Genomic DNA, 25,155 nt, shown 5'->3' with positions numbered 1-25,155 from the left:
TTCCACTATACCAAAGAAGCAGGTGCCTTTTCTTGTTTAAAGGCAATAGTCAAGGAACAAAGTTGATTGTTCTTAAAGCTTTAATAGACCTAAAACAAGGTCGATTTTCAAGGTGCGAAAGTTGAGTTATATTCAATAAACCCTATATACATCTGGACATTCGGATTCAACAGGTGAGTAGAAGCAATGAAGTTTATATCGGCCACTATTCCACTGATTCCACCACTGGGCAGGGCAAGTGCCATTCGGTCTAAAAAACCATAGTGCTCGTTCTGCTGGATGATGCCTTTCACCATTAATTATTCGTTCTGCTAATCTGATTTCTTTTTCTCTTGCCCTTTGATAAAAGTATGGATGGTGTACGGCTTCAAATCCTCCTGGGGACTGCCAAACCATTCGTTCTACAGAATTAATATCAACAAAATCTAAACACCTTACTCGTACTCTATTTACACAAACATTGGCGACTAATAACATTCCTTGCTCCCCTTCACCTTCTGCTTCCGCACGGATAAGTCTTGCTAGAAGTCTTTTATCATTATAACTTGCCTTTATTACAGCCATGATGCCCTCCTTTGCATAAACTAAGTCGTACTTAAATACTATTCATTCAAGCCATGATAAATACTTAGCAAGTTTTTTTATTTAACCATCCCGGTATCAATTATTTTAACGGTAACACTAGGGGTAACATTCACCCTGTCAATTGTCTTGGGCCAGTCCAAGTTTTTCCATGTTTGATAATCCATTTTTTGTTTTAAATACTTTCCTAAACCGAGGTTATCTATTTGATGTTCCTTCATAGTTTCCAATATATCTCGTATTTGATTTTCAATATTTTCTTGAATGTAATTCTCTAATGCTTCTATTTCTTTTTCATTAGTGATGTCTTTATTTCCTTGGTATTCCAGTAAGAAGCCTTTAAAATCAATTGACAACTTCGCATCTATTTCTTCTTTATCTCCTAGTGTAACATCTATACTTCTTTTATTCGTTAAAAAACTAAATAATACTTTTTCTTCTTCGTTTTTAATTAATAAATCACCTTCTTTAAACTCTCCAGTTAGTAAAAAAAAGATTCTTGCTTGTATGGCTGGTATGGTTGTTTTTAACTGGTCACCACTAAATAACCCGATTCCGTCCGACATTATTCCGTCTTCCGATTGTAAAATAATAGGAGCAATAGGATCAATAGCATCGTCTAGGTAATCTTTTGCAAATTTATGTATATCCATTTCAGGAATTGTATTTAACCTTGCTTCTTTTTTTAGAAGATTTTCGATTACAGTGTCAACCATTTTATATTCTGGATAGTCCTTTGATAATAATTGTTTTGGATTGCTTTTTACTATTGACAGTTTTACTGTAGGTCTTGAAACAGGGTCTCGATAAAATGTGTCAATTAAATCCCATACTCCCTTTTCTGCTAGTTTCTCTCCAATTAAAATACTTCGAACTTGCCCGGAAACTAAATTTTTATCTGTTTTTTTACTTAAAAATATTCTTGATTCCTTCGAAGTTTCAACCACCGTAGTGATTGTCTGTTGTTTTAAGGTTTCTGCTACTGGTAGAGATATTGTCACTTCAAGTTTCCCTGAATTTTCTCCTTCTTCAATTAACTCATAACCTATTGTATGAATAAACCCTAACTCTTCTACAATTTTTTGGTCCCTACACCCCGGTAGTACCAACAATATTAGAATAATTAGTAAGATTCTAGACATGTTTTCTCCTTCTTTTTAAAAATATAATTGTCAATACTAACAGTGGTAAGAAAATGGATATTAGTATTTGAACTTTTGCTAATAAAGATAACAAAGAAGTAAGTTCATTTTTGGTGACAAATGGTAATGTCACTAAATATCCAACTACCAATAATACAAAAGCACTACGTTGAACACTCCACTTAACAACTCTTTTAAACGTAACTAAACTAATCCATATATACATCGTTATAGTAATTAATAACTTCAAATAAAATAATATAAAAAATACGGAGTCCAATCGTTCAATAAAGTCAAATTCTATATACTGCAATAAATTTATTACGGGATAAACTTGATAATTTAATTGTTGGAAACTATTAAACCCGTAACAAAAAATTGTTACACTCAAATATAGTAATGTCGTATACAGGTGCCCCAAAAACACGTATTTAAAAACCTTTTTCTCTTTTTTTATGTAAGGAAACAGGAATAGTGTTACTTCAAACCCTAGAAATGCTGTATATAACTCTATCATGCCTCCATAAAAGTCATTATGTTCATTAAAAACAAAGGTAGAAAATTGCAAAAAAGAGAAATCGGGAACAAAATAAATTAAAAGGAATATCATTGGTGCTGATAAGAAGAAAAACAATGTAGAGACGTGAGCAATTGTTACGATTCCACTTGTCACAAGGTAATACGTAAGAATTAATGTTAACAGTACAAACCATTGTATATTTGTTTGTGGAAAGTATAAAAACTTCATAACATGTACATATTGTTTTGCAACTGTAATGGAAAGAACGGACCAAAATATACTCAAACAAAGATACAAAGGTTTGGCAATAATATTCACCTTTGAAAAAGAAGTCTCGATTGTTTGAAAAATTGAACTTCCTTTATTAAAATAATAAATTCCAGCAATTAATCCAATTTGAATCATAGCAAAAACTGAAATGGGTATAATCATTAACCAACCATTATATCCAAAATAATTGGCTATCATGTTAGGTAACATAAAGAGCACTATACCCGTTTGAGTCATATAAGTAATAAAAAAGAGATAGAACGGTTTAAATTTTTCCGTTTGCATATAAGGCTCCCTCCTTAACCTATTTCTTAAAAAACTGATAAGGAGCACGAACGATAGTATCTTTTATATCCATCAAAAATATTGGGGAAATAGGCTTTAAATAATACTCCCCTAAATTCTTTAACCTGCAGAGGTGAATCATTATAATAGTAAACCCAACAATGATCCCAAAAAAACCAAAAATGGATGAAAGAATAATAAAGAAAAATCGAGTAATTCTTAAAGATGCTGTCATTATGATATGTGGTACTACAAAAGATGATATGGCAGATATAGAAACTACAATAATTAGAACACTGCTTGTAAAACCAGCCTCTACTGCCGCGGTACCAATTACTATTCCCCCAACTATGCCAATTGTTTGTCCAATTTTAGAAGGCAGTCTCGCTCCTGCTTCTCTTAACAATTCAATAATACATTCAATAATTAATGCCTCAATTACTGGATTAAATGGTACTTTACTTCTTGATTGAATATACTCATGAAGTAATTTAACAGGGATAATCTCATAATGAAACATTGACACTGCTACATAAAAAGCGGAAGCGAATAATGTTATAAATAGTGCAGCAAATCTTAATAACCTAGATAAAGTACCAAGTAACCACCGTTGATTATAATCATCTGGGGATTGAAAGAATTCAAAGAAATTTGTTGGGGTTGATAATGAGTAGGGACTGCCATCCATTAAACAAAGAACTCTACCCTCAAATAACTTAGATGCCGAGACATCTGGTCTCTCCGTCGTAAAATACTGCGGAAAAACAGATAACGGCTTCTTGTCTAAATACTGTATCACTTGATTTAAGTCATTAACTCCTTTTATATCAATGTTTTTGATCTTTTCTTGCAATCCTTTAACTAATATAGGAGAAGTGATCCCCTCAATATATAACAAATACATTTTCGTTTGTGTGATGGTACCTATGTTATAACTAAGAACTTTTAAACAGTCTGATTTAACCCTTCTCCTAATCATAGACAAGTTAGTTCCAATATCTTCTATAAAGGCTTCTTTCGATCCTACAATTACTGTTTCAATTTCTGCTGGAGTGACACTTCTTGTTTTAGGAACATAAATATCCACTACATACGCAAGTGAATTTTGGTATATTATTAATGCTTTTCCTTCAAGTACTCCCTTAACCATTAAATTAATATCTTCTTCTTGTTGATATTGTTTTCTTCTTAATATAATTTTTACTTCCTCTTCATTTGTATTTGAAAAAGGTTGTAAAATGTTATTTTTCAACTCTTCTTCCCCTACTAGATGACCAAAATATAATACCTCAATTTTCAACTCTGGAAATGTCCTAATTACTAAGTCATCACAATAATCTAATCGATCTTTGACATGTACAGACAAGTTTTTATTTATGTACATAATATCCTCTCAAAATGTTAGTTTACAGTTAGTATTACAAAATTATGGTATGTTATTCATAATTATTTATGTTGGTTATAGTAAACATGTTATTACAAAGATTGACCAAATAATCTTTTGTTAATTGTAAAACAAAAAAGACAAGTTATTTAACCTGTCTCTCAATAAGCACTAAGAATAAAATATATACCTTTTGTTAACAACATTGAGTAAACTTATTCATAATACTATAATAGGGTTTTCAATATTTCATTTTCCAATGTTATCTCGACCCTCCGCTTTACCACTATTTGTGGTACGGTTCCCCCCGATTAATCCGAAACGCCCGATAGATCTGCTCCACTAAAACCAAGCGCATCAATTGGTGCGGGAAGGTCATTTTTGAGAATGATAGTTTTTCGTCTGATCGCTGCAATACCTGCTGGCTCAAGCCGAGTGAGCCGCCGATGACGAAGGCAATTTTGCTTTTGCCGTAGGTGGCTAGTTTGTCTAGTGTGTCGGCCAGTTCTTCGGACGATTTTTGCTTTCCTTCAATTGCCAAGGCGATGATGTATGTATCGGGGTGGAGCTTGGCTAGGATGCGTTCCCCTTCTTTCTCCTTTACTTGCAGCATTTCACTTTCACTTAAAATTTCTGGCGCTTTTTCATCGGCTACTTCGATGATTTCAACCTTTGCGTAAGCTGACATTCTTTTCAAGTATTCGTCAATTCCTTGCTTTAAATATTTTTCTTTTAGTTTTCCTACGGTAATGATTGAGATATTCACAGCTAATCCTCACTTTACGAACAAGATATCCACATTGTTTATCCACATATCCACATTTTCTATCCACATCTTGTATGAGATCACTCGTTCGCCACCATATATACAGCATGCTTTTGACAATATTCACAGGTTGTTGATAACTTTTCATCGTCAATTTTATTCAAAATTGGAAACGTCTCAAAGTCGTCTACAATCGTATCTATCGCGATTTCTACGTGTTCTTCACAGCAATATATCATCGGATTTATTCTCCATTCTAATAAAAATAATATTTTAAATTGTGGATAAATTGTTATCCAACATTTATCCACAAATATTTTACCATTTTTTTCGTCCCTTGTTTCTGATAAAACCAAAATCACGATTTATCCCCACTTGTTAAAAAAGACTTTGTTGGGCTTAATTCGTGGGAAACGAAGGTCTTACACTTCTTGCAGTTATACCAAAATCAACTCTGATATACATAATAAGGATTTAACAATAGCAAGCTTCGTCCTTTGACAAGAAAAAAAGCAGGGTTGCCCCTGCTTTTATCGTAACCAATCTTGATAATTATAATGTGTTTCCAGCGAGCTTCATGGTCGTTTCTTGAAGCTTTCCATCGCGGTAAAATTTAATTTCTAACGTATCTCCCACGTTCTTCTGCGTATAAAGGTGCTTCCTTAAATCGATTGTATCCTTAATTTCTTCCCCATCCATTTCGACGATTACATCGAGCTCTTTTAAACCTGCTTGAGCTGCTGGAGAATTTGGTTCAACTCGCATCACTGCTACACCATTTGTTACATCATTCGGGAGCTTTAATGCTTCCTTTTGATAGTAAGATGGGATTTCGTTGACGGATTGGAGTTCAATCCCCATATATGGCCGATTTACTTGCCCGTGTTTCTCTAAATCATCAATGATTGGAATGGCATAATTAATCGGAATCGCTAGACCAATGCCTTCAACGGCACTTTCGGCAATTTTCATTGAATTGATGCCAATGACTTGACCGGCGATATTGATAAGAGCGCCACCGCTGTTACCTGGATTAATCGCAGCATCCGTTTGCAATACTTCTGCCTGCCAGTCGACAATCCCATCCTGATTGATATCAACGGGAATCGCTCTCTCTAAACCGGAAATGATTCCTTGTGTGACAGAACCGGAAAAGATGGCACCTAACGGATTGCCAATTGCAATAACAGGCTCACCTGTGCGCAAGGAGTCTGAATCACCGAACTCGGCAATGGTCTCAATCTCGCTGCCATCGACCTCTAATACAGCTAAGTCGGTCCACACATCACTACCTCTTAGCGTTGCCGGGATTTTAGTCCCGTCATTTAAGGAAATCTCCAAAGAGGAGGCACCCTCAATGACATGATGGTTTGTAACAACGTAGGCTTTACCATTTTCCTTTTTGTAAATAACCCCTGAACCTGTTCCGGCTTCTTGTCCGTCTGACGTATTGCCATGCCAAAAGCTTGTTTGCTGGATGTTCGAAATTCCGACTACCGCATCTGCTGCCTTATCAACCGCTTTCGTAATATCGCTCTCCACGTTCACAGCAACATTCTGTGTTTCAATCGCACTTTTCTCCTCTCCACCAGTCTGCTGAGATGGTGACACATCGTAAGGGAGAGCATGATAATCCACCAATTTTGGAAAGGCTAGAATGACGAGTAATCCCCCGAGTACAACACCTAATAGACTCGCTAAAAAGTAGCCCCCTTTGTTTCCTTTCTGCTTTTTATAACGACTTTCATAATCTTGGTCGTAATAACCCATATTCTTCACCATTCCTTTCATAAGAACGATCGCTAAAAGTTATTCTTCCTATATATACCTAATTATAATCTTACAAGAACAAAAAACTAATCATAAGCATTTAAATTCCTCTCCCTTTTAAATTTGTTCATAAATTAGCCGCAATTTAATGCATGCTTCATACTGAACGGAGGGAACCTGTTGTTACTGACCGTACAAAATCGCATGTTTGCTGGCAAAAGACTAACCGCATGCTAATCAACAAAAAAAGCGTGGAGAGCTCCACACTTTTTAGACGGCCGTTAATGCTGTCGGTATTTTCGGGTCTGTATCAAACAATTCAACTTGCTCTCCAACAATAATTCCTTGACTTTGCAATGTCTGAGTGACGGACATTTTTGCTAAGTCCTTCATGTTGTTATCCAAGCTTAAATGGGCCAAATAAATTCTCTTTGTTTGATCACCAATCACATCGCTCATGGCAATCGCTGCATCCTCGTTTGATACATGGCCGACATCGCTTAAAATTCTGCGTTTAATATTCCATGGATAGCGTCCCATCCGCAGCATTTGCACGTCATGATTGCTCTCAAAGACAAACATATCGGCATTTGCAATAATTCCTTTCATCCGGTCACTCACATAGCCTGTATCGGTCACAAGGACAAGCTTTTTCCCTGCATGATGGAAAATATAAAACATCGGCTCGGCCGCATCATGAGAGACACCGAATGATTCAATATCAAGAGAACCAAAGCTTTTTACTGATTCCATGTCAAAAGTAAACTTTTGTTCTGTAGGAATCTCACCAATAAGGCCATTCATTGCATTCCACGTTTTTTCATTGGCATATATGGGTAACTTATACTTCCGTGCTACTACTCCTACCCCTTTAATATGATCACTATGCTCATGGGTAACAAGCAAACCTGAAAGCTTGTCCATATCACGGCCAATATGGGCAAACAATGCTTCCATTTGCTTGCCGCTTAGTCCAGCATCTACTAAGAAGGAATGCTCCTCTGTTTCTACATAAACCGCATTTCCTGTACTCCCACTGGCGAGTACACTAAACCGCATCCCCATTTTTTCCTCACTCCACTATTTTTTGGTCTTCATTGTCTAATTGAATAATATTTCCTTCAAAAAACGCATCGACAAATACATCTTCCTCTTCATCCAGAACTACGCGCCAGACAGGCGTTAACACTTGTGACGACGTTAAATGTACCAGCGTATAATAACCGAGCTCAACCTTCGTGATTTTGCTGCCAAATGGCAATCTTCCATTCTCGTACAACGTTTCAATCGCTTTAATTGGTTGATGAATGTTTTCCTCTTCTGACAACTCCTCGACATCCTCGAGCAACGTTTGTCGATAGCCGGTAATTCTATTCTCCTTGTCCAGATAAAAAGTTAACTCCCCGCTTACGTTCTTATACAGCTGCTTGCCGTCAATTTGCTGATAATACGTAATCGTTTGCTCCGCCTCATTGACTTTCCAAAAACGATATTGCTCCCCTTGGAACACATGGTTCTTTAACAGCGGTGCTAGTTCTTCTAAATTGAATTCGTCTTTAATTGGGAATGGCTCCTTCAATTCCGATTCAATCGTCGTCTCATTCTTAATCGTGATCGACTGTCCTTGTAAAATCGTATTCGTCAATTCCATCAATTCATCTTTAGAAAATTTCTTTGGTGTTGCGCTAATAAGAGCATTCTTCTTTACATTCTTCGGCAACTCAGCATATTCAATTTCTTCCGTCTTCAATTTATTCTCAAAGGAAGTCTCCGACACATAATCATATTGGCTCGAGTCATACTTTTTATAAAATTCGTTCAACAAATAAATATTAAGAATGAGGAAGGTGACAATAAAGATTGTTTTAATTTTGCTCCAATCCATTTCCGTTCCCTCCCTCAGGTCCATTATCTACTTTCAGCCATTGATCCTGATATTTATAGTACCAAATAGGCTCTAAATGAATCACTGGATCTCTTGAGGATCTGGTCATCTCGTAGCCAATGACAAGATCTTGAATAAACTCAGGCTCAATATCTTTCCGCTCTTTGAGCTTTTGCAATATATCGACTCCAGAATCGAGCCTTTTCTCTGTTGATTCTACACGTCGATTCATTTGAAAATTGTTCCGCTCGTATCTATGAATCGCTGTTCGTCCCCATATTTGCAGGATTTCTGACATGCCACTATTATTGAAAATCGGGTAGCCTGAAGCTTCATACAATCGGAATAAGACCGTCTGCTCCAATTGATCAATATCGACAAAATAGTAATTATCTGTCCATCCTCCATGGCCATTGACGAAATCAATACTGTTCTGCAATAAAGTACTTACCCTTACGGAAATATCCTTTTCTTGAGTAGGATTGACATACCTTAATATATTTGTCTCAAAATTAACGCTTAGCAATGTAGTTGAATCCTTAAATTCCTCTCCATAACCTGTACCGTTGCGCTGGACAAAGCTTGGGCTTCTAAACAGAGCATCTCTGAATTCAGTTCCTTTAATCGTTTCGATTAAGTAACTATGTGCTGACAGGGTCTTCTCATTAGTAGGAACCAATAATTTTTTAGTATCGCCTAACGTCTCTAGCGAATATTTTTCAAAGTTGTGATTAGAATCTGCTTCTTGGTAAAAATCCTCGCTAAAGTTCGTCACAAAAGAAGACTTTACTCGAGAGCGGTATACTTTCTTCTCATCCAATGAGACGAAATATACATATCCGCTGTCTTTCATCACATTTTTCATCTCAATGATGATTTGATCGAAGTGAATCCCAGACATATCCTCGTCCTGTATACCTAAAATATTTTTATAAATTTCCATTGGAACGGAGCTTGGAAACGAGATTTGAGCACGACCATTTTCATGGAGAAAATCTGTTAAGTCTTCTTCTTGGATTGTCACCTGTTCAAAATGGCGGTAATTCCAAGTGCTAAGTTCCTTTATAATTCGATCGATTTCTCCTGGATATACAGTTCCATAATGTTCATCATCGATATGATAAAACACGCGATCGGCCTTTATAATTTGCCTAACTTCCTTAGGAGAACTTATTAAGACACCCGGCGTAATTTTATTTTCGTCAAGGGACTCATAGTTTGGTTGATACGTCCAAATACTCCATGTTAAAAATACACTTAACAACACAAGAATGGTTAAGATGATCGATTTTATATTTTCATATGTCATGCCCAATCATCCTCTTCCGTCTGAACATATGGAAGACTAAAAGAAACAGTCGTTCCCTTACCTTCCACACTGGTTGCCCATATCTTCCCACCATGGGCCTCCACCATCTCTTTCACAATCGCAAGGCCAAGCCCGGTTCCGCCAAGCTTTCTTGTTCTTGCCTTATCAACTCGATAAAAACGTTCAAATATTTTCTCTAAATTATCTTTCGGGATTCCTACCCCTTGGTCAGAAACACTAATGACAATTTGATCAATTTCTTCCTCCATCTTAAAGGTTATTTTTCCACCTTCAGGAGAATACTTCATCGCATTTGAAATAATATTATCCATCACTTGCGTGAGCTTATCTGGATCGATTTCTACAAAAGTCGGCTGATCCAGTAATTGCCGTTCAAAACTAACATTATGCTCTTTTGTAAGCTCGAATCGGTCGATAATGCGATGATAAAAATCTACAAAATTGACCCATTCTGTCGTTAATTCATAATCTTTACTATCCATTTTTGATAGCTGCAGCAAAGCATTAACAAGACGGATCATTCGCTCTGTTTCATTTTGAGTAACGTCTAAAAACTGTGGAGCAATCTCTTTATCCTTCCATGCCCCCTCCGCTAATGCTTCTAAGTAGCTTCTCATCGTCGTCAACGGCGTTCTTAATTCATGGGAAACATTGGCGACAAATTCTCGACGCTCCATATCAATCTTTTCTTGCTCTGTAATATCATGAAGTACAGCGATGAGACCATTTACAAAACCTGTCTCTTTTTGAATTACACTAAAATTAGCCCGCAAAATATAGGGCTTTTTCTCCGTGCTATAGTTTAAAATGACAGATTCCCTTTCCATCATTAAGTCCTCTAGTGTATACTCTTCTTCAATTCCAAGCAAAGAAATAATGGAGGTCGATAAAATTGTTTCACGTGAAACATTCAGCATTTTGGCAGCAGGTTCATTGATGAGAATAACACGCCCTTTGCGATCGGTCGCAATCACTCCATCCGTCATGTAAGACAGAACGGATGAAAGCTTTCGCCTTTCCCCCTCTGTCGTGGCTTGGGCCTCTTGCAGTTTTTTTGTAAGGTTATTAAAGGTCATCGCTAATTCACCAATTTCATCATAGCCATATACCTTAACCTTTCGTGAGAAATTTCCCTTTGACATCGCTATCGCTTGTTTTCTCATATCCGTAATCGGTCTTGTAATCGTTCGCGCCAGTAAAACGACTAATATAGCCGTAATCGCAAGGGATATGGCGGTTCCAGACGCGAAAATGCTATTAATTGTCCGCATTTGCGAGTACACATTTTCAACATTCGCTACCAAATGAATGGCACCAATTACCTCATCCTCCACTTTAATCGGATCAACTAAAATCCATATTCGATTGCCTGATTGGCGGTCAATCATTGTTCGATGATCACCATCATCATCGGAGAACGCAATGACACGCCAAATCATTCGATCCGTGGAGCGTTGTCCCACTATCCCTTGTTTATACCGATCGGAGGTGCCGATAATTTTCAACGAAGTCCCCTCAATCACACGAACCTCAGAAATATCAGCAGTATTATTAAAATCTCGCAAAATATTGCGAACATCCTCTTCTAAAGTAGGGCCATTTGCCTCAGGATTTCTTTCCTTCGTCATTTCCTCGCCGACATAATAAGAGAGCAAGTCCACCCGTTCACGGATAGACGTTTCAAAGTTTTGCAATAATGTCTCCTCTAACTGACGAACAAAATAGGCGCCAATAATTTGCATCGCAATTAAAATTAACAATACGTAAATCAACACAAGCTTTAAATGAATAGAACGAAAAAAACCAACCTTTTTCATCGCTGGGATTACTCCTGTTCAGGATTTCTTAAGTAGTACCCTACCCCTCTTCTTGTCACGATCCAAGTGGGATGACTAGGATTATCCTCAATCTTCTCCCGGAGGCGTCGAATCGTTACATCAACCGTTCTAACATCTCCGTAATAGTCATAACCCCATACGGTTTGAAGCAAATGTTCCCTCGTCATTACTTGTCCAATATGCTTCGCTAAATAATGAAGCAGTTCAAACTCCCGATGCGTTAATTCGATTTTCTCTCCACGTTTTGAAACGATATAAGCATCAGGGTGAATGATTAATGAACCAACCGTAATTTCATTTGAATCATCTTCCTCTGCCTGTGAAGCTGTATGCTGGTGCCTTCTTAAATTCGCTTTCACCCTCGCAATCAGCTCTCTTGAACTGAACGGCTTTGTCACATAATCATCCGCTCCCAGTTCCAGTCCTAATACTTTATCAATTTCGGAGTCCTTCGCCGTTAACATAATAATGGGCATTTCGTACTTTTTCCGAACTTCCCTGCACACTTCCATTCCATCTCGCTGCGGCAGCATAATATCAAGCAGAATGAGATCAGGCTTAACCTCCTCGACCATTTCCAGTGCTTTGTTTCCGTCGTAAGCACAATACACATCATAGCCTTCCTTCTTCAAGTTAAATTGAAGAATATCAGCAATTGGTTTTTCATCATCGACAACTAATATTTTTTTATCCATCTCTGTTCTCCTTTAAGAATAAGATCGAATTGAATTTCATTCAAAACTATGGTTCATTGTAAATTTGACAAAATATGTTCTTTCATTACTTTATCATTTTATCAAAGTGAATTCATCTATTTGTATAATTGAAATCCTTTCTCTAAGAAAAGTTCAAGCAAATCCCGTCTATCTTTAAGAAGATTTTATGATGATGTTTTTTGACCCATTTTCTGTCTGATTCCATGAAATCTCGTTTACTCCGACCGCTTCATAGAAGCAGAACATAATTAAAAAGTTCGTGTACCTTCGTTTCATACAGAATGAGCCAAGATCGTTTGTTCAACTTAATAAAAGAAATTCGCTGAACACAGCGAATCAAGATTGACCTCTTCTCAAAAAATGCGAGGCTTTCAAAGCTAAAAGAACGAGTCTCTAGCGATTCTAGAGACTCGTTTTCAATCATTATTTTAAATAGTTCAACGGGTTTTCCAAGTTCCCGTTTTTATATATTTCAAAGTGTAAATGTACTCCCGTTGAATTCCCGGTCGAGCCCATAACCCCTATTTTCATGCCTTTACTCACTGTTTGCCCTACCTTCACATCGATGGAAGAAAGATGAGCATACACGGTTTCAAAGCCGTTTTGATGGTTAATGACAACCTTGTTTCCATAACCGCCAGACCAACCAGCCGATTGGACAATCCCATTGTCTGATGCCTTTATCGTCCGGTCACTCGGCCTTGCAATGTCAATTCCCTTATGAAGCTTTCCCCATCTTTGCCCTTGCTTACTTGAAATATAGCCGCCAACTGCCGGCCAAGCAAATGAGCCATCGCCCCGTGAAGGAATGACCTTTGTTCCTTTAATAGCAACGTGGGACATAGGTTCTTGCAAAATGTTTTCATCGATAACGACTTTTTGCGTTTGCTTTCCATTTTGTTCAGAAACCTTGTAGGTAACTTCCCTTAAGCCATCCTTACCCTCTTGCTTTACCTTCGTGTCACCTTTATACATTGATGAATCTTCGATAACTTCCTTTTCAAAGGGGATTGTTTCCTTCTGGAAGACTTCTTTTTCAACAATTACTTCTACTAAAGGTTGTAAAAACGTCACATTCAATTCTTGGTCAATTTTCAACAAGGAATCTTCCGTCAAACCTGGGTTCAGTTTGATCAATTGCTCGAGGGTCATGTCATGGTCATTTGCAATTTGACCAAGAACATCCCCTTCTTTTACTTTATATTTTTTCTCCTCAAGCGTCCCTTTTGTTAAATAGTTAACCGCATCATCAACACTTAATATTTGCTTAGGAGATACTTTATTTTGTGATAATGTCATTTCTTTTGAAAACCGAACATCTACTACTCGTGTCTCCCCCTCCTTTAACGGAGGCAAAGACTCTTTCTCATTCATTATTTGTTGTGCTTGTTGCCATTCTTCTTCGCTCACATATTTCAGCTTCAGCGCCTTCATTACTTGATTCGCCGCTGCTTCATCCTTCACATATACAGGAACCTTTTCATCAATCAAAATCTCCGTTGCCACTGCTTCGATTGATAATAATTTCTCTAGCTTTTCTGCTACGACTTTATCATCCTGATTTGAGACAGATTCAAAAACTTGTTCTGGAACATATGTAAGCTTTGGTCCTACCGCAAGAGGAAGCTGATTGCTGAAATCATCCTTTGTCTTTTCAACCTTAGCTTCAACGACATTCTCAACAATTTCCTTATCGGAAACGGTGCCGACAAATTGATCGTCGACATAAACATAGTAAACAGTTTTAAAGGCAAGGTCAGCAAAAGCATGTACCCCTACTCCTAATGTTAAAGTTGCCAATGCAACTGTTGTTATTGCTGCTTTATTAAGTCCTCTAGTTGTATTGCTCGCTAGTTTGGACAGATGTTTAAAACGGTTATTCATTTTTAATCCTCCTAGACTACCGAAACAACCCTAGTATCGCTTTTTGCATTAGGCAAGACGGATCATCCAATCGCGCTTTTTTGCCTTCTTAACTTTACCATAATTCGATATTTAGAGATTATTAGTCTCAAGAATGTAACAAAAATGTATAATAGCTAACAATATACAACAAATAATGTAAATAATTACTATTTACTTAAGGACAAGATCCCCAATGAAATGGCGAAATATAGGGATTTTTCTCTATCCCCCATTCAACACTAGTAAAATGGGATGATTTGGATAAAAAGTAGGGATATTACTAATTTTTTTACTTTCATGTTTCAATCATGTAACAACATAACCATCTTTCAAAAAATGTATGCAACTGCGGATAAATTGTCTAGTCGGATCACAAAAAAACTGTTCTTCATGCTCCTAGAGCTTAAAGAACAGCTTTCTTCACATATAATTAATTTTGGCGCCAAGGATTTAAGACCACATTCGTTTGCGAACGATCAGGGCCTACTGAGAAAATTGATAACGGGATTCCCGTTAACTGTGATACTCTTTCTAGATAATGACGGGCATTAGCAGGAAGCTCATCTAATGACTTACAACCTGTAATATCTTCTGTCCAGCCTGGCAGTTCCTCATAGACAGGCTCACACTCAGCTAATACCTTTAAGCTTGCAGGGAATTGATCGATCACTTCGCCTTTATAACGATAAGCAACACAAATCTTCAATGTTTCAATTCCTGTTAAAACATCGATTGAATTAAGAGATAAATCCGTAATTCCACTAACTCGGCGGGCATGACGGACAACTACACTATCAAACCAACCTACTCGACGCGCTCTTCCAGTCGTTGTCCCGTACTCACGGCCAACTTCACGAATTTGCTGACCAATTTCATTTTCCAACTCTGTTGGGAATGGTCCATCGCCTACACGAGTTGTATAAGCTTTAGAAACACCGACGACATGCTTAATTTTAGTTGGGCCAACCCCAGAGCCTATCGTTACTCCTCCTGCAACAGGGTTTGAGGAAGTAACAAATGGATATGTCCCTTGGTCAATATCAAGCATGACACCTTGTGCACCTTCAAATAACACACGGCGCCCTTCATCTAATGCATCGTTTAACACAACAGATGTATCGACTACATAATGCTTAATTTGTTGGCCGTATTCATAGTATTCATTCAAAATATCTTCTAATTGAAAACCTTCTGTTTCATATATTCTTTCTAATAAGCGATTCTTTTCTTTCAAATTACGAACAAGCTTTTCTTCAAACACTTCTCTATCTAAAAGATCGGCGATACGAATTCCAATTCGGGCTGCTTTATCCATATAAGCAGGGCCGATTCCTTTTTTCGTTGTTCCAATTTTGTTAGCACCTTTACTTTCTTCTTCAACTTCATCAAGTTTTAAGTGATAAGGGAGAATAACATGGGCGCGATTGCTAATGCGTAAATTATCTGTCGTTACCCCTCTATCGTGCAAATATGCAAGTTCTTTTACTAACGCTTTTGGATCGACCACCATTCCGTTTCCAATTACGCTAATCTTATCTTTATAAAAAATCCCTGAAGGAATTAAGTGTAATTTGTATGTTTCTCCATCGAAACGAATCGTATGCCCAGCATTATTACCGCCTTGGTAACGCGCAATAACCTCAGCATTTTCTGAAAGGAAATCAGTAATTTTTCCTTTTCCCTCGTCTCCCCACTGTGTTCCTACAACTACTACTGATGACATTAAAGAAGCACCTCCATAAGGTAAACAAACTTTTTATTTTCCTTTTCAAACACACCTAGTGTACCAATATTCCCCTCCAAAAGTCAATGAAACACGAACATTTTTTAAATATAATTACTAATTTGTTCGTAAAACATCGATAAAATGGATGATTTCGTTGATAATATTCCCTAAAAAATAGTACCGTATAAGAGCCGTTTCAAAACATCATTTCATTATTTATTTCGATCTTTTTCTTCAATTGGCAAAAACAATCGTGTTTTAACACCTCTTCAAAAGCCATTTAAACTCATTTATTCCTACCAATGATTGTATCAAAACAGCTTTCCTCTGCCATACCAATAGACAAATCTCTTCAAACAGGGATTTTTTTAAATTAATCGCACTTTCTTGTGTTCGACAATGACACAAAAAATAAAGCAAGGACTTCCCTAAAACAAAAAAAGACTAGCTCATCGCTAATCTCTTCTTATGCACCAGAAGGCACAGCAGCGTCATCAAACCGCCGCTCTAAATTGACAAACTTGTTATACTCTTTCACAAAAGCGAGTGAAACTGTCCCAGTCGGACCATTCCGCTGCTTTGCAATAATAATTTCAATGATGTTCTTATTCTCAGACTCTTTATCATAATAATCATCACGATATAAGAATGCGACAATATCAGCATCCTGCTCAATGCTTCCTGATTCACGAATATCGGACATCATAGGGCGTTTATCCTGTCTCTGTTCCACTCCACGGGAAAGCTGAGATAATGCGATAACTGGAACTTCCAGCTCACGGGCAAGCTGTTTTAAAGAACGGGAAATCTCAGAAACCTCCTGTTGACGATTTTCCCCAGAACGGCCACTCCCTAAAATGAGCTGTAAATAATCAATTAAGATCATGCCAATTCCATGCTCTTGCTTTAAACGGCGGCACTTCGAACGAATGTCCTGAACACGCACACCCGGCGTATCATCAATATAGATTCCCGCATTAGACAAGCTGCCCATTGCCATTGTGAGCTTGCCCCAGTCCTCATCTGTTAAGGAGCCCGTTCTCAACCTTTGGGCATCAATATTTCCTTCTGCACAGAGCATCCGCATCACGAGCTGCTCCGCTCCCATCTCCAAGCTAAAAATAGCTACATTTTCCCCTGTTTTGGTTGCCACATTTTGGGCGATATTAAGAGCAAATGCTGTCTTTCCCACGGATGGACGGGCTCCGACAATGATTAAATCATTACGCTGGAAGCCGGCAGTCATTTGATCAAGTTCAGCAAAACCAGTCGCAATCCCTGTAATATCCCCGACGCGATTATGCATTAATTCAATATTGTCATAGGTTCGTACTAGAACATCTTTAATATTATGAAAGGCCCCAGCATTTTTTCGGCCCGATACTTCCATAATTTTTTTCTCAGCTTCAACGAGAAGAGTCTCCACTTCATCCTCCCGCTGATAACCGTCTGTAGCAATATCAGTAGCTGTCCGAATCAATCTTCTTAATAATGACTTCTCCTCCACGATCTTAGCATAGAACTCAATATTGGCAGCTGTTGGCACAGATCCAGCCAATTCACTTAAATAGCCAACTCCACCAACATCCTCGAGTAGCTTTGCTGCAGCGAGTTCTTCAGATACGGTTACTAAATCGACTGCTTTCCCTGCATCATTCAGCGTTAGCATCACATTAAAAATCTTTTGGTGTGCTGCACGGTAGAAATCCTCTGGGATTAAAATCTCCGTTGCTAGAGTTAGAGAAGAAGGTTCTAAGAAAATAGCCCCTAAGACAGCCTGCTCAGCTTCAATATTTTGTGGGGGGAGTCGATCTGCAAATAAATCACTCATGCTAGGAAAAACCTCCTTTTACAGATGACAAAAATCAAATGTACTCAATCATCACTAAACACTTGTCTATCTTTTTGGCGATGAACACAATCTATATCATTATTGTTATTGCGATTCTATTGTACGTCAAGCATGATTAACCCATCATAAAAATGTGATCAGCTTATAACCGATCACATTTCTATCCTTCATTTTATCATGTTTTCATATAAATAGTACTTCCAATATTAGCTTATCCTGCGTTTCGAAATTATTTTACTTCCTTCACATGTACGTTCAAAGTTGCTGTTACTTCGGAGTGCAATTTCACTGGCACCTTTGTGTATCCTAAAGCGCGAATGGCATCATCCAGCTCAATTTTCCGCTTATCCACTTTAATTCCGTGTGCCTTTTGGAGACTTTCCGCAATTTGCTTGCTTGTAATAGAGCCAAACAAACGTCCACCTTCTCCAGCTTTTGCGCTTAGCTCCACCGTTAGTTTTTCCATTTCTTCTTTCAGCTTTTTAGCTTCAGCAAGTTCCTCTGCTGCTGCCTTCTCTTCCTTCTTCTTTTGAGCATTAAGAGTGCTAATATTCGCTTGATTCGCCTCAATGGCTAAACCTTGCTTTATTAAAAAGTTATGTGCATATCCATCAGCAACGTTCTTGACTTCACCTTTTTTGCCTTTTCCTTTAACATCTTTTAAAAATATCACTTTCATTCTTTCTTTCTCCCTTCTAGATATTCATCTATTGCATCCAATAATTGCTGTTCCGCTTCCTCTATTTCAATTTCTAGAAGCTGGGTAGCGGCATTCGTTAAATGACCACCGCCTCCTAAATTCTCCATGATAACCTGAACATTGACATCACCTAAAGAACGGGCACTGATCCCGACCATGTCATCATTACGTTTTGAGACCACAAAGGAAGCAAGTACTCCTTCCATCGTCAGCAATGTATCTGCGGTTTGAGCAATTAACACTTGATCTAGAACTTGTTCCGCCCCTGCCTTGGCAATGGCAATTCCTTCTTTATAGAAATACACCGTTTCAATCAGCTTTGCCCGTTTTAAATACGTATCCACATCTTCCTTTAAAAACTTCTGCACAAGTACAGTGTCTGCCCCCTGTCCTCTTAAATAAGAGGCAGCGTCGAAGGTTCTCGCACCTGTTCGGAGCGTAAAGCTTTTCGTATCGACAATTATTCCTGCTAAAAGTGCTGTCGCTTCAAGCATATCAATTTTGCCACGCTTCGGTTGATATTGCAGCAATTCCGTCACTAATTCTGCTGTTGAGGAAGCATACGGCTCCATATAAACGAGCAGTGGGTTTTCAATAAACTCTTCCCCGCGACGATGATGATCAATGACCACAACATGATCCATTTTATTGATTAATCTTTCTTCAATCACCAATGAAGGCTTATGGGTATCAACTACAACTAAGAGCGTATCCTCTGTCGCGATCTCCAACGCTTGCTCAGGAGTGATAAAGCGATCAAAGAGCTCCTCGTGCTTTTGAATCTCCTCCATTAGCCGTCGTACCCCTGTATCAATCTCATGGGTATTAATGACAATATACCCTTCACATTGGTTCATTTGGGCAATTTTATGAATTCCGATGGCAGCCCCAACTGCATCCATATCAGGGTTTTTATGGCCCATAATAATAACTTTATCACTATCAATAATTAAATCCTTTAGAGCGTGTGAAATAACACGAGCACGCACCCTTGTTCGCTTCTCAACAGGGTTCGTTTTCCCTCCAAAGAATTTCACTTTCCCGTTCGTTTGCTTGATCGCAACTTGGTCGCCACCGCGTCCAAGAGCTAAATCCAAGCTAGATTGGGCTAGTTCGCCAAGCTCTGGCAAAGAAGGGACTCCCGCCCCCACCCCAATGCTTAATGTAAGTGGGATATTTTGCTTTGTTGTTATTTCTCGAACCTCATCAAGGATGGAGAATTTCCCTTTTTCTAATGAGTGCAAGATTTGTTCGTTAAACACACCGATGAAGCGTTCAGATGAAACCCTTTTTAAAAAGACACCATTATCTTGAGCCCATTTGTTCAAAATGGATGTAACGAGACTATTTAAACTGCTTCTCGTCTGATCGTCCATTCCTTGTGTGATGTCATCGTAATTATCCAAAAATATGATTGCGATGACTGTTCTTTCATCCTCATACATTTTCTCTACTTCTATTTGTTCTGTTATATCAAAGAAATAGAGCAATCTTTCCTCTGAGCGATGAATCACTCTAAATTTACGATTCATAATCGTAATGACTTCCATTTCCACTTCCTGCTTAATGAGCGGGATTAAGGAATCCCCTACGTCGTAGAGAGATCTGCCCACTAACGTTTCCTCTTCAAAGCAAGATGCTAAAAATGGATTGGCCCATTCTACATAATAATCATCATTAAACAGCATAATTCCAATTGGCATTTCCATCAGCGCTTCTTCACCGACTTTTTTCAGTCGATAAGAGAGAGTAGCAATATACTTTTCTGTATCCTTCCGTTGTTGATAATCAACGATAAACAGATAGTAGAAAGGAATAACAGAAAGGACAAATCCAATGAGACTAATGATCCAATTATAGAACGCAAGTATCACTAGAAATACCAAGGTTATAGCCATTAATGCATATATAGGATAGCGAATAGACCTTTTTTCCAAATAAGAAGGCATTTTTTCAGCTCCCACATTTCTATACATCTAATTTCGTTTATTTTTTTACCTCTAATCGTTTCCTCAAATCAAAACCTAAGTCAATTATACCTAATATCCTTACAATATAAAGAACTATAGGGAAAATGAATGTGAAAACTGTCACTAAAATGGGAATAATCTTCGGCATTTCTTTCACATAAGAAAGATAATAAATAAATGAAAGTCCCTGCAGCACCATAAAGAGCTGAAGAATAAACGATAAATTCATCGTAGCCGTATACAGGAAGGTTCCCTGCTCCGGATTTAATAGAATTGATATGATTAGCACGAGTAGATAATACCACAGAAGGCTTTTTGGCAATCGTAGCTCTCGAAATGACTTCCACTTTGGAACGGTCATTCCAAATCGCTTTGCAATCGGAAAAGAAAGCAATTCAATGATAAAAACCGTAAAAAAGGAAAGCATGACGAATATACTTGGAACTAACACTTTTAGCATTTCAACGCTTGTTTCAAACTGTTCGACCATTCGCGGATCTGGTGCTTGTCCAAACGCCTCCAGCATATTCATAGCCTGAGAAATGGACTGCTCAAAGATTTGCATCGTTTCTTGAATGACGTCCATTTCCAAGAAAACAACCGAAATGACATATTGAATCACCAGCGTCATTAAAAATGTCATCGAACCTGCAATAAACCCTGCCACCCTGCTTTTCTTTTCCCTAATAAAGTCCCCAATTACAATCCCTGTTAACCCATAGGATAAAGCTAATGGAATGGCTAGAACCGTCCCAACGATAAAGGAAATAAATATAGCTCCTAAAAGTAGGACAAGCGAGCTCTTCCGATCATTCTTCGCTGAAAACATAATGAATGGCAGTGGAATAAATAAATTTACAACTACCCCTAATACAGGTATGTATATTGTTATAAGTAATAATACGGCAAAAATCGCCAAAAACAAGGCGCCTTCCGTTAACTTATGAGCGTTTTTCACATCTCAACCTCCTGATAAGTCCTACTCCCTATTGTATCTGCCATCCATTCTATCTTCAACCAATAAGAAAAGAGGTGCCTTGAATAGCACCACATAAGCTAAGACGGTCATTTTGATAAAGGAGAAGTAAGGACTTATTACGAAAGCTTACATTTTTCATTTGAAAAGATAGTGAGAAATGTCATGACTAAGATACATCACAAACCAATAATTATTATTTATTCCTTTTCCTAAAAGTTCTATTCTTAGCCCTATTCCCACAAGCCTTCATTGAGCACCACCTTCCAGTTCCAGGTCGGGAATGATCGACAAAAACCCACTGACAATCATCCGCTGAACAAATTCTAATTCTATGCCATAAATCATCCCTTTTTATTTCATACATGAGGAGAATTAATTTGGCTAAGCCCTTTTTTCCGTTTCTATGAACGGGGTGAATTTCCTCAGACTCTTCCGAAAAATAAATTGTAAAGGTAAAATTACCTATAAGCTCGTTTAAAGTATCCATTTCATTTGGATTTTTTATTGTTTTTCTTGTTTCTTCCCTCAATTTTATAGCAAGTTCTAAATCTTGTTCAGTAACTTTTTCCTGTTCTAAAATTAAATTGTGCTCTAATAAAAATGTGTATAGATCTTCAGGACCGTTTAAAAGTTCTACCCCAGGGTCCCCCTCAAAACGCATACGTTTATCATAAGTATTTAAAAAACCTGCTATTACCTCAAGGTTTCGGTATTTATCTCCCATTTGGAACACTCCTATTGACTAATAAAAACTTGACCATTAAAATTGTTTTAACGGTCACTAACCAATAAAACAATTTTAATGGTCAGGAGGGGTTATCTTATATGGATATGGACAAAAAAATATAATTACAGCCATTTGCTGTACAGTTTATCAGGTGTACAATAATTTGGGCATTTCTTGCTTTCATTATAATTAGATAATGACCTAATTGGAAATTAAACTCTACGTGGAATTATGTCAACAACATATGTTTTGGATTTTACCATTTATTTATAATACATAGGATTGGCTCATTTCAGTGGCCAATATATTCGTTTTTTTATGTAATCTTGATTCTAAACAAGCGAATATCAATAAATGTTCAATGAGCAGACTATTAAACTACTTTTTAAATAATACGGGGAGGACGTTATATGAGTATTTCACCTTTTAATATTAAAATCTCCAATAAACAATTATTAGATTTAAAAAAACGGATAGAATTAACTAGATGGCCAGACGAAATTCCAGGTTCCCAATGGAACTATGGCATACCATTAGAGTTTATGAAGAGCATAATTGGATATTGGAAGGATCATTTTGATTGGAGAATGGTAGAGGAAAAAATGAATATGTATCCTAACTATAAGACGAATATTGATGGAATCGAACTCCATTACGTTCACGTTCGTGGAAGTGGATCTAACCCTTTACCTATTATTATCCCCCATGGTTGGCCTGGTTCATTCTACGAAATGCTGGATATCATTCCTTACTTGACAACTCCTGAAAAATTCGGCGGTGATCGCAATGAATCTTTTGATGTTGTCATTCCATCTATTCCTGGACACGGATTCTCATCATCCTCTTTAAGACCTGGCTTCGATGACCGAAAAGTGGCAGATATTTTTGTAAAATTAATGAATCTATTAGGTTACGATAAGTTTGGAGCTCATGGATATGATTTAGGAGCCAGTATTTTAGGATTAATGTGTTTAGACTATCCAGAAAAAATGATAGGATACCATACAACTTCACCTGGTAATCCTAGCCCTTACATCTCGAAAGACACTGTTTTAACAAAAGCTGAAGAAAAGTTCCTTGCATACTGTAAGCAGTGGTATAATGACGAAGCTGGGTATGCCCATATACTAGGTACAAAACCTCAAACAATAGCTTATTCTCTTAATGACTCTCCTGTAGGTTTAGCAGCTTTCATTCTCGAAAAATGGTACTTGTGGACGGATCCACCAAGTGGAAATATCTTAAATCACTTTGATAAAGATACTTTGCTGGCTAATGTTTCAATCTATTGGCTAACCGAAACCATAAATGCTTCAAACCGATATTACTATGAAGGAAAATATACGAAATGGCCAGATAAAAATGATTTTTCAACAGTCCCTTTAGGTGTCTCCTTAAATGCTACCCAATACCACGAGCGTCCGCCAAAAGAGTATGTCGAAAGATTATTCCCTAATATTGTTTATTGGAAAGATTTAAATGTTGGTGGACATTTTGTTGCAACCGAAGAACCTGAATTAGTTGCTAAAAGCATACGTTGTTTTTTTAATAAGGTTAAGTATAATCTTTCATTATAAAAAGTTATCCCGGTATTTTCACTAACAGAAAATACCTTAATTTCCCCTCTTCATTCAACAACTATATTTTAGACATAAAAACACCCCAAAAGTTAAATTTCACTCTAACTTTTGGGGTACACAAATCATAAGATCACTGTGCTTTTTTTAATACCATCTAATATTATTCTCCAGTAACGTATGGAAGTAATGCCATTGTACGTGCACGCTTGATCGCAACAATATTGAACCCTTTCAAAAAAAAGCCATTTTCACATTCAGCACCCCTTGCACTCCATATTTTTAATAGTTAACTAGTATAGAAAACTACCCTCTTTTTCATATTCTCTAGTCTATATTGATAAACATCCATTTTTTGTAATTTACTTGTATATGTTTTTCAATTTAATGCAATGAATTATCAAAATATTTTGTGAAAATAATTCAGTTTTTACTCGCCCATTTACTTTATATTAACCTAGAGAATTAAAAAAAAATTCGGTATCAATTATAATAGGGTAGAATTTCTATCTAGTAGTTCAAAAGATTTTAGTGAGCCCAATAATCCTAGCAAAGTACATTCAAATTTAGAGGAGTACCTTAATGAAGTGCAAGTTGAGTTTTTTAATAGCTTCAATTCAGCACAGGAGTTTGTTAAATACGATGACGCAGAAGAGACTACTTACAGAAAAATTGTAGCACTGATTGTCTCTTCTAATGCTGGCAAAACTCAATATTTGACAGATGAGTACTTTAGAAATTGTTCAAATCCGAATTACGATCATGAAGTTCACATTAATTCAGATTCTATTATTGTTGGCCAATATTATCACTTAAGCTGTTTGAAATGCCAATATTCTTGGCACACTGGTGAACATATATCTATTAGCATGGATTACTGACCTTTTTCGCATGCAATTTACTATTCTAGATAAAGTCGTTTTACTCAACAAAAGAATGTCTTAATTTTTTGGTGTCAACAACGTTTTGAAATTCCCTCTTTTCAACGTTTCTAAATTCCTATTTATCATCGCTAAACTTATACAGGTGTGACACCGGCTTTTTGCTTCTCTCGAAGCCGATAAGAATTCCCTTTTACATTAAAAGTGGTCGCATGGTGGAGAAGTGTGACCGTCAAGTAGAATGAAACAATTTTTGCTCGTTATTTTGAAACACTTTGTTCCCCAAATATGGTAGAACGATGCTTCATACGATAACTATCTTCATTTAAATGAATGATTTCTACTCGGTG

Annotated in this window: 21 protein-coding genes and 1 pseudogene; 2 read left to right on the top strand and 20 right to left on the bottom strand. The window is 37.3% G+C overall.

Features of this window, described 5'->3' with window-relative positions:
- Positions 1–132: 132 nt before the first annotated feature.
- The 19 genes from PZE06_RS21110 to PZE06_RS21020 all read right to left on the bottom strand — a co-directional run bounded on the left by PZE06_RS21110 (position 133) and on the right by PZE06_RS21020 (position 22,344).
- Positions 133–564: a cell wall hydrolase gene (locus PZE06_RS21110; protein ID WP_066154487.1), complete on the bottom strand. Its 432-nt coding sequence runs from the start codon at positions 562–564 to the stop codon at positions 133–135.
- Positions 565–641: 77 nt separating this feature from the next.
- On the bottom strand, positions 642–1,724 hold the full coding sequence (locus PZE06_RS21105; protein WP_150917344.1) for a Ger(x)C family spore germination protein: 1,083 nt from the start codon (positions 1,722–1,724) through the stop codon (positions 642–644).
- A complete protein-coding gene (locus tag PZE06_RS21100) occupies positions 1,717–2,799 on the bottom strand; it encodes a GerAB/ArcD/ProY family transporter (RefSeq protein WP_150917347.1) in 1,083 nt (360 codons plus the stop codon). Before PZE06_RS21100 ends, PZE06_RS21105 begins: the two co-directional genes overlap by 8 nt.
- A gap of 19 nt (positions 2,800–2,818) precedes the next feature.
- Positions 2,819–4,183 (bottom strand): spore germination protein, encoded by a 1,365-nt coding sequence (locus PZE06_RS21095; protein WP_150917350.1) that lies wholly within the window; start codon positions 4,181–4,183, stop codon positions 2,819–2,821.
- A gap of 286 nt (positions 4,184–4,469) precedes the next feature.
- Positions 4,470–4,949 carry a 23S rRNA (pseudouridine(1915)-N(3))-methyltransferase RlmH gene (gene rlmH / locus PZE06_RS21090; protein WP_150917352.1) on the bottom strand — a complete coding sequence of 160 codons (480 nt, stop codon included), beginning with the start codon at positions 4,947–4,949 and terminating at the stop codon, positions 4,470–4,472.
- An 80-nt stretch (positions 4,950–5,029) separates the two neighbouring features.
- Positions 5,030–5,188, bottom strand: a complete 159-nt coding sequence (locus tag PZE06_RS21085) for a CxxH/CxxC protein (protein ID WP_150917355.1) — start codon at positions 5,186–5,188, stop codon at positions 5,030–5,032.
- A gap of 313 nt (positions 5,189–5,501) precedes the next feature.
- Positions 5,502–6,719 carry a S1C family serine protease gene (locus tag PZE06_RS21080; protein ID WP_150917397.1) on the bottom strand — a complete coding sequence of 406 codons (1,218 nt, stop codon included), beginning with the start codon at positions 6,717–6,719 and terminating at the stop codon, positions 5,502–5,504.
- A 270-nt stretch (positions 6,720–6,989) separates the two neighbouring features.
- On the bottom strand, positions 6,990–7,784 hold the full coding sequence (locus PZE06_RS21075) for an MBL fold metallo-hydrolase (protein WP_150917358.1): 795 nt from the start codon (positions 7,782–7,784) through the stop codon (positions 6,990–6,992).
- A 7-nt stretch (positions 7,785–7,791) separates the two neighbouring features.
- A complete protein-coding gene (locus tag PZE06_RS21070; protein WP_150917361.1) occupies positions 7,792–8,604 on the bottom strand; it encodes a two-component system regulatory protein YycI in 813 nt (270 codons plus the stop codon).
- Positions 8,585–9,913 (bottom strand): YycH family regulatory protein, encoded by a 1,329-nt coding sequence (locus tag PZE06_RS21065; RefSeq protein ID WP_150917364.1) that lies wholly within the window; start codon positions 9,911–9,913, stop codon positions 8,585–8,587. The genes PZE06_RS21070 and PZE06_RS21065 overlap by 20 nt, the downstream gene beginning before the upstream one ends.
- Positions 9,910–11,751: a cell wall metabolism sensor histidine kinase WalK gene (walK, locus tag PZE06_RS21060; RefSeq protein ID WP_150917367.1), complete on the bottom strand. Its 1,842-nt coding sequence runs from the start codon at positions 11,749–11,751 to the stop codon at positions 9,910–9,912. The genes PZE06_RS21065 and walK overlap by 4 nt, the downstream gene beginning before the upstream one ends.
- Positions 11,752–11,759: 8 nt before the next feature.
- A complete protein-coding gene (yycF, locus tag PZE06_RS21055) occupies positions 11,760–12,467 on the bottom strand; it encodes a response regulator YycF (RefSeq protein ID WP_150917370.1) in 708 nt (235 codons plus the stop codon).
- 444 nt (positions 12,468–12,911) lie between these two features.
- Complete coding sequence (locus PZE06_RS21050; protein WP_150917373.1) at positions 12,912–14,372, bottom strand: M23 family metallopeptidase; 1,461 nt, start codon at positions 14,370–14,372, stop codon at positions 12,912–12,914.
- A gap of 451 nt (positions 14,373–14,823) precedes the next feature.
- Complete coding sequence (locus tag PZE06_RS21045; RefSeq protein ID WP_150917376.1) at positions 14,824–16,116, bottom strand: adenylosuccinate synthase; 1,293 nt, start codon at positions 16,114–16,116, stop codon at positions 14,824–14,826.
- A 469-nt stretch (positions 16,117–16,585) separates the two neighbouring features.
- Entirely contained in the window at positions 16,586–17,950 is a 1,365-nt protein-coding gene (gene dnaB / locus PZE06_RS21040) for a replicative DNA helicase (RefSeq protein ID WP_095313887.1), read from the bottom strand.
- 250 nt (positions 17,951–18,200) lie between these two features.
- Positions 18,201–18,650, bottom strand: a complete 450-nt coding sequence (gene rplI, locus PZE06_RS21035) for a 50S ribosomal protein L9 (protein WP_150917379.1) — start codon at positions 18,648–18,650, stop codon at positions 18,201–18,203.
- Positions 18,647–20,620 carry a DHH family phosphoesterase gene (locus tag PZE06_RS21030; RefSeq protein WP_150917382.1) on the bottom strand — a complete coding sequence of 658 codons (1,974 nt, stop codon included), beginning with the start codon at positions 20,618–20,620 and terminating at the stop codon, positions 18,647–18,649. Before PZE06_RS21030 ends, rplI begins: the two co-directional genes overlap by 4 nt.
- Before the next feature lie 37 nt (positions 20,621–20,657).
- Positions 20,658–21,599, bottom strand: a complete 942-nt coding sequence (locus PZE06_RS21025; RefSeq protein WP_150917385.1) for a YybS family protein — start codon at positions 21,597–21,599, stop codon at positions 20,658–20,660.
- A gap of 214 nt (positions 21,600–21,813) precedes the next feature.
- Positions 21,814–22,344 (bottom strand): CGNR zinc finger domain-containing protein, encoded by a 531-nt coding sequence (locus PZE06_RS21020; protein ID WP_150917388.1) that lies wholly within the window; start codon positions 22,342–22,344, stop codon positions 21,814–21,816.
- 413 nt (positions 22,345–22,757) lie between these two features.
- Here PZE06_RS21020 and PZE06_RS21015 point away from each other — a divergent pair, with 413 nt between their 5' ends.
- Both PZE06_RS21015 and PZE06_RS21010 read left to right on the top strand, forming a co-directional pair.
- Complete coding sequence (locus PZE06_RS21015) at positions 22,758–23,924, top strand: epoxide hydrolase family protein (RefSeq protein ID WP_150917391.1); 1,167 nt, start codon at positions 22,758–22,760, stop codon at positions 23,922–23,924.
- A 587-nt stretch (positions 23,925–24,511) separates the two neighbouring features.
- Positions 24,512–24,805, top strand: a complete 294-nt coding sequence (locus PZE06_RS21010) for a hypothetical protein (protein ID WP_150917394.1) — start codon at positions 24,512–24,514, stop codon at positions 24,803–24,805.
- Positions 24,806–25,065: 260 nt separating this feature from the next.
- On the opposite strand, the pseudogene PZE06_RS21005 reads toward PZE06_RS21010, so the two are convergent.
- A pseudogene (locus PZE06_RS21005) lies at positions 25,066–25,155 on the bottom strand (ATP-binding protein); the annotation flags it as partial.

It is taken from the genome of Robertmurraya sp. DFI.2.37, assembly GCF_029211245.1.
GTDB classification, from domain to species: domain Bacteria; phylum Bacillota; class Bacilli; order Bacillales; family Cytobacillaceae; genus Robertmurraya; species Robertmurraya methanolica_A.
This window is presented reverse-complemented; position numbering and strand designations above follow the sequence as displayed.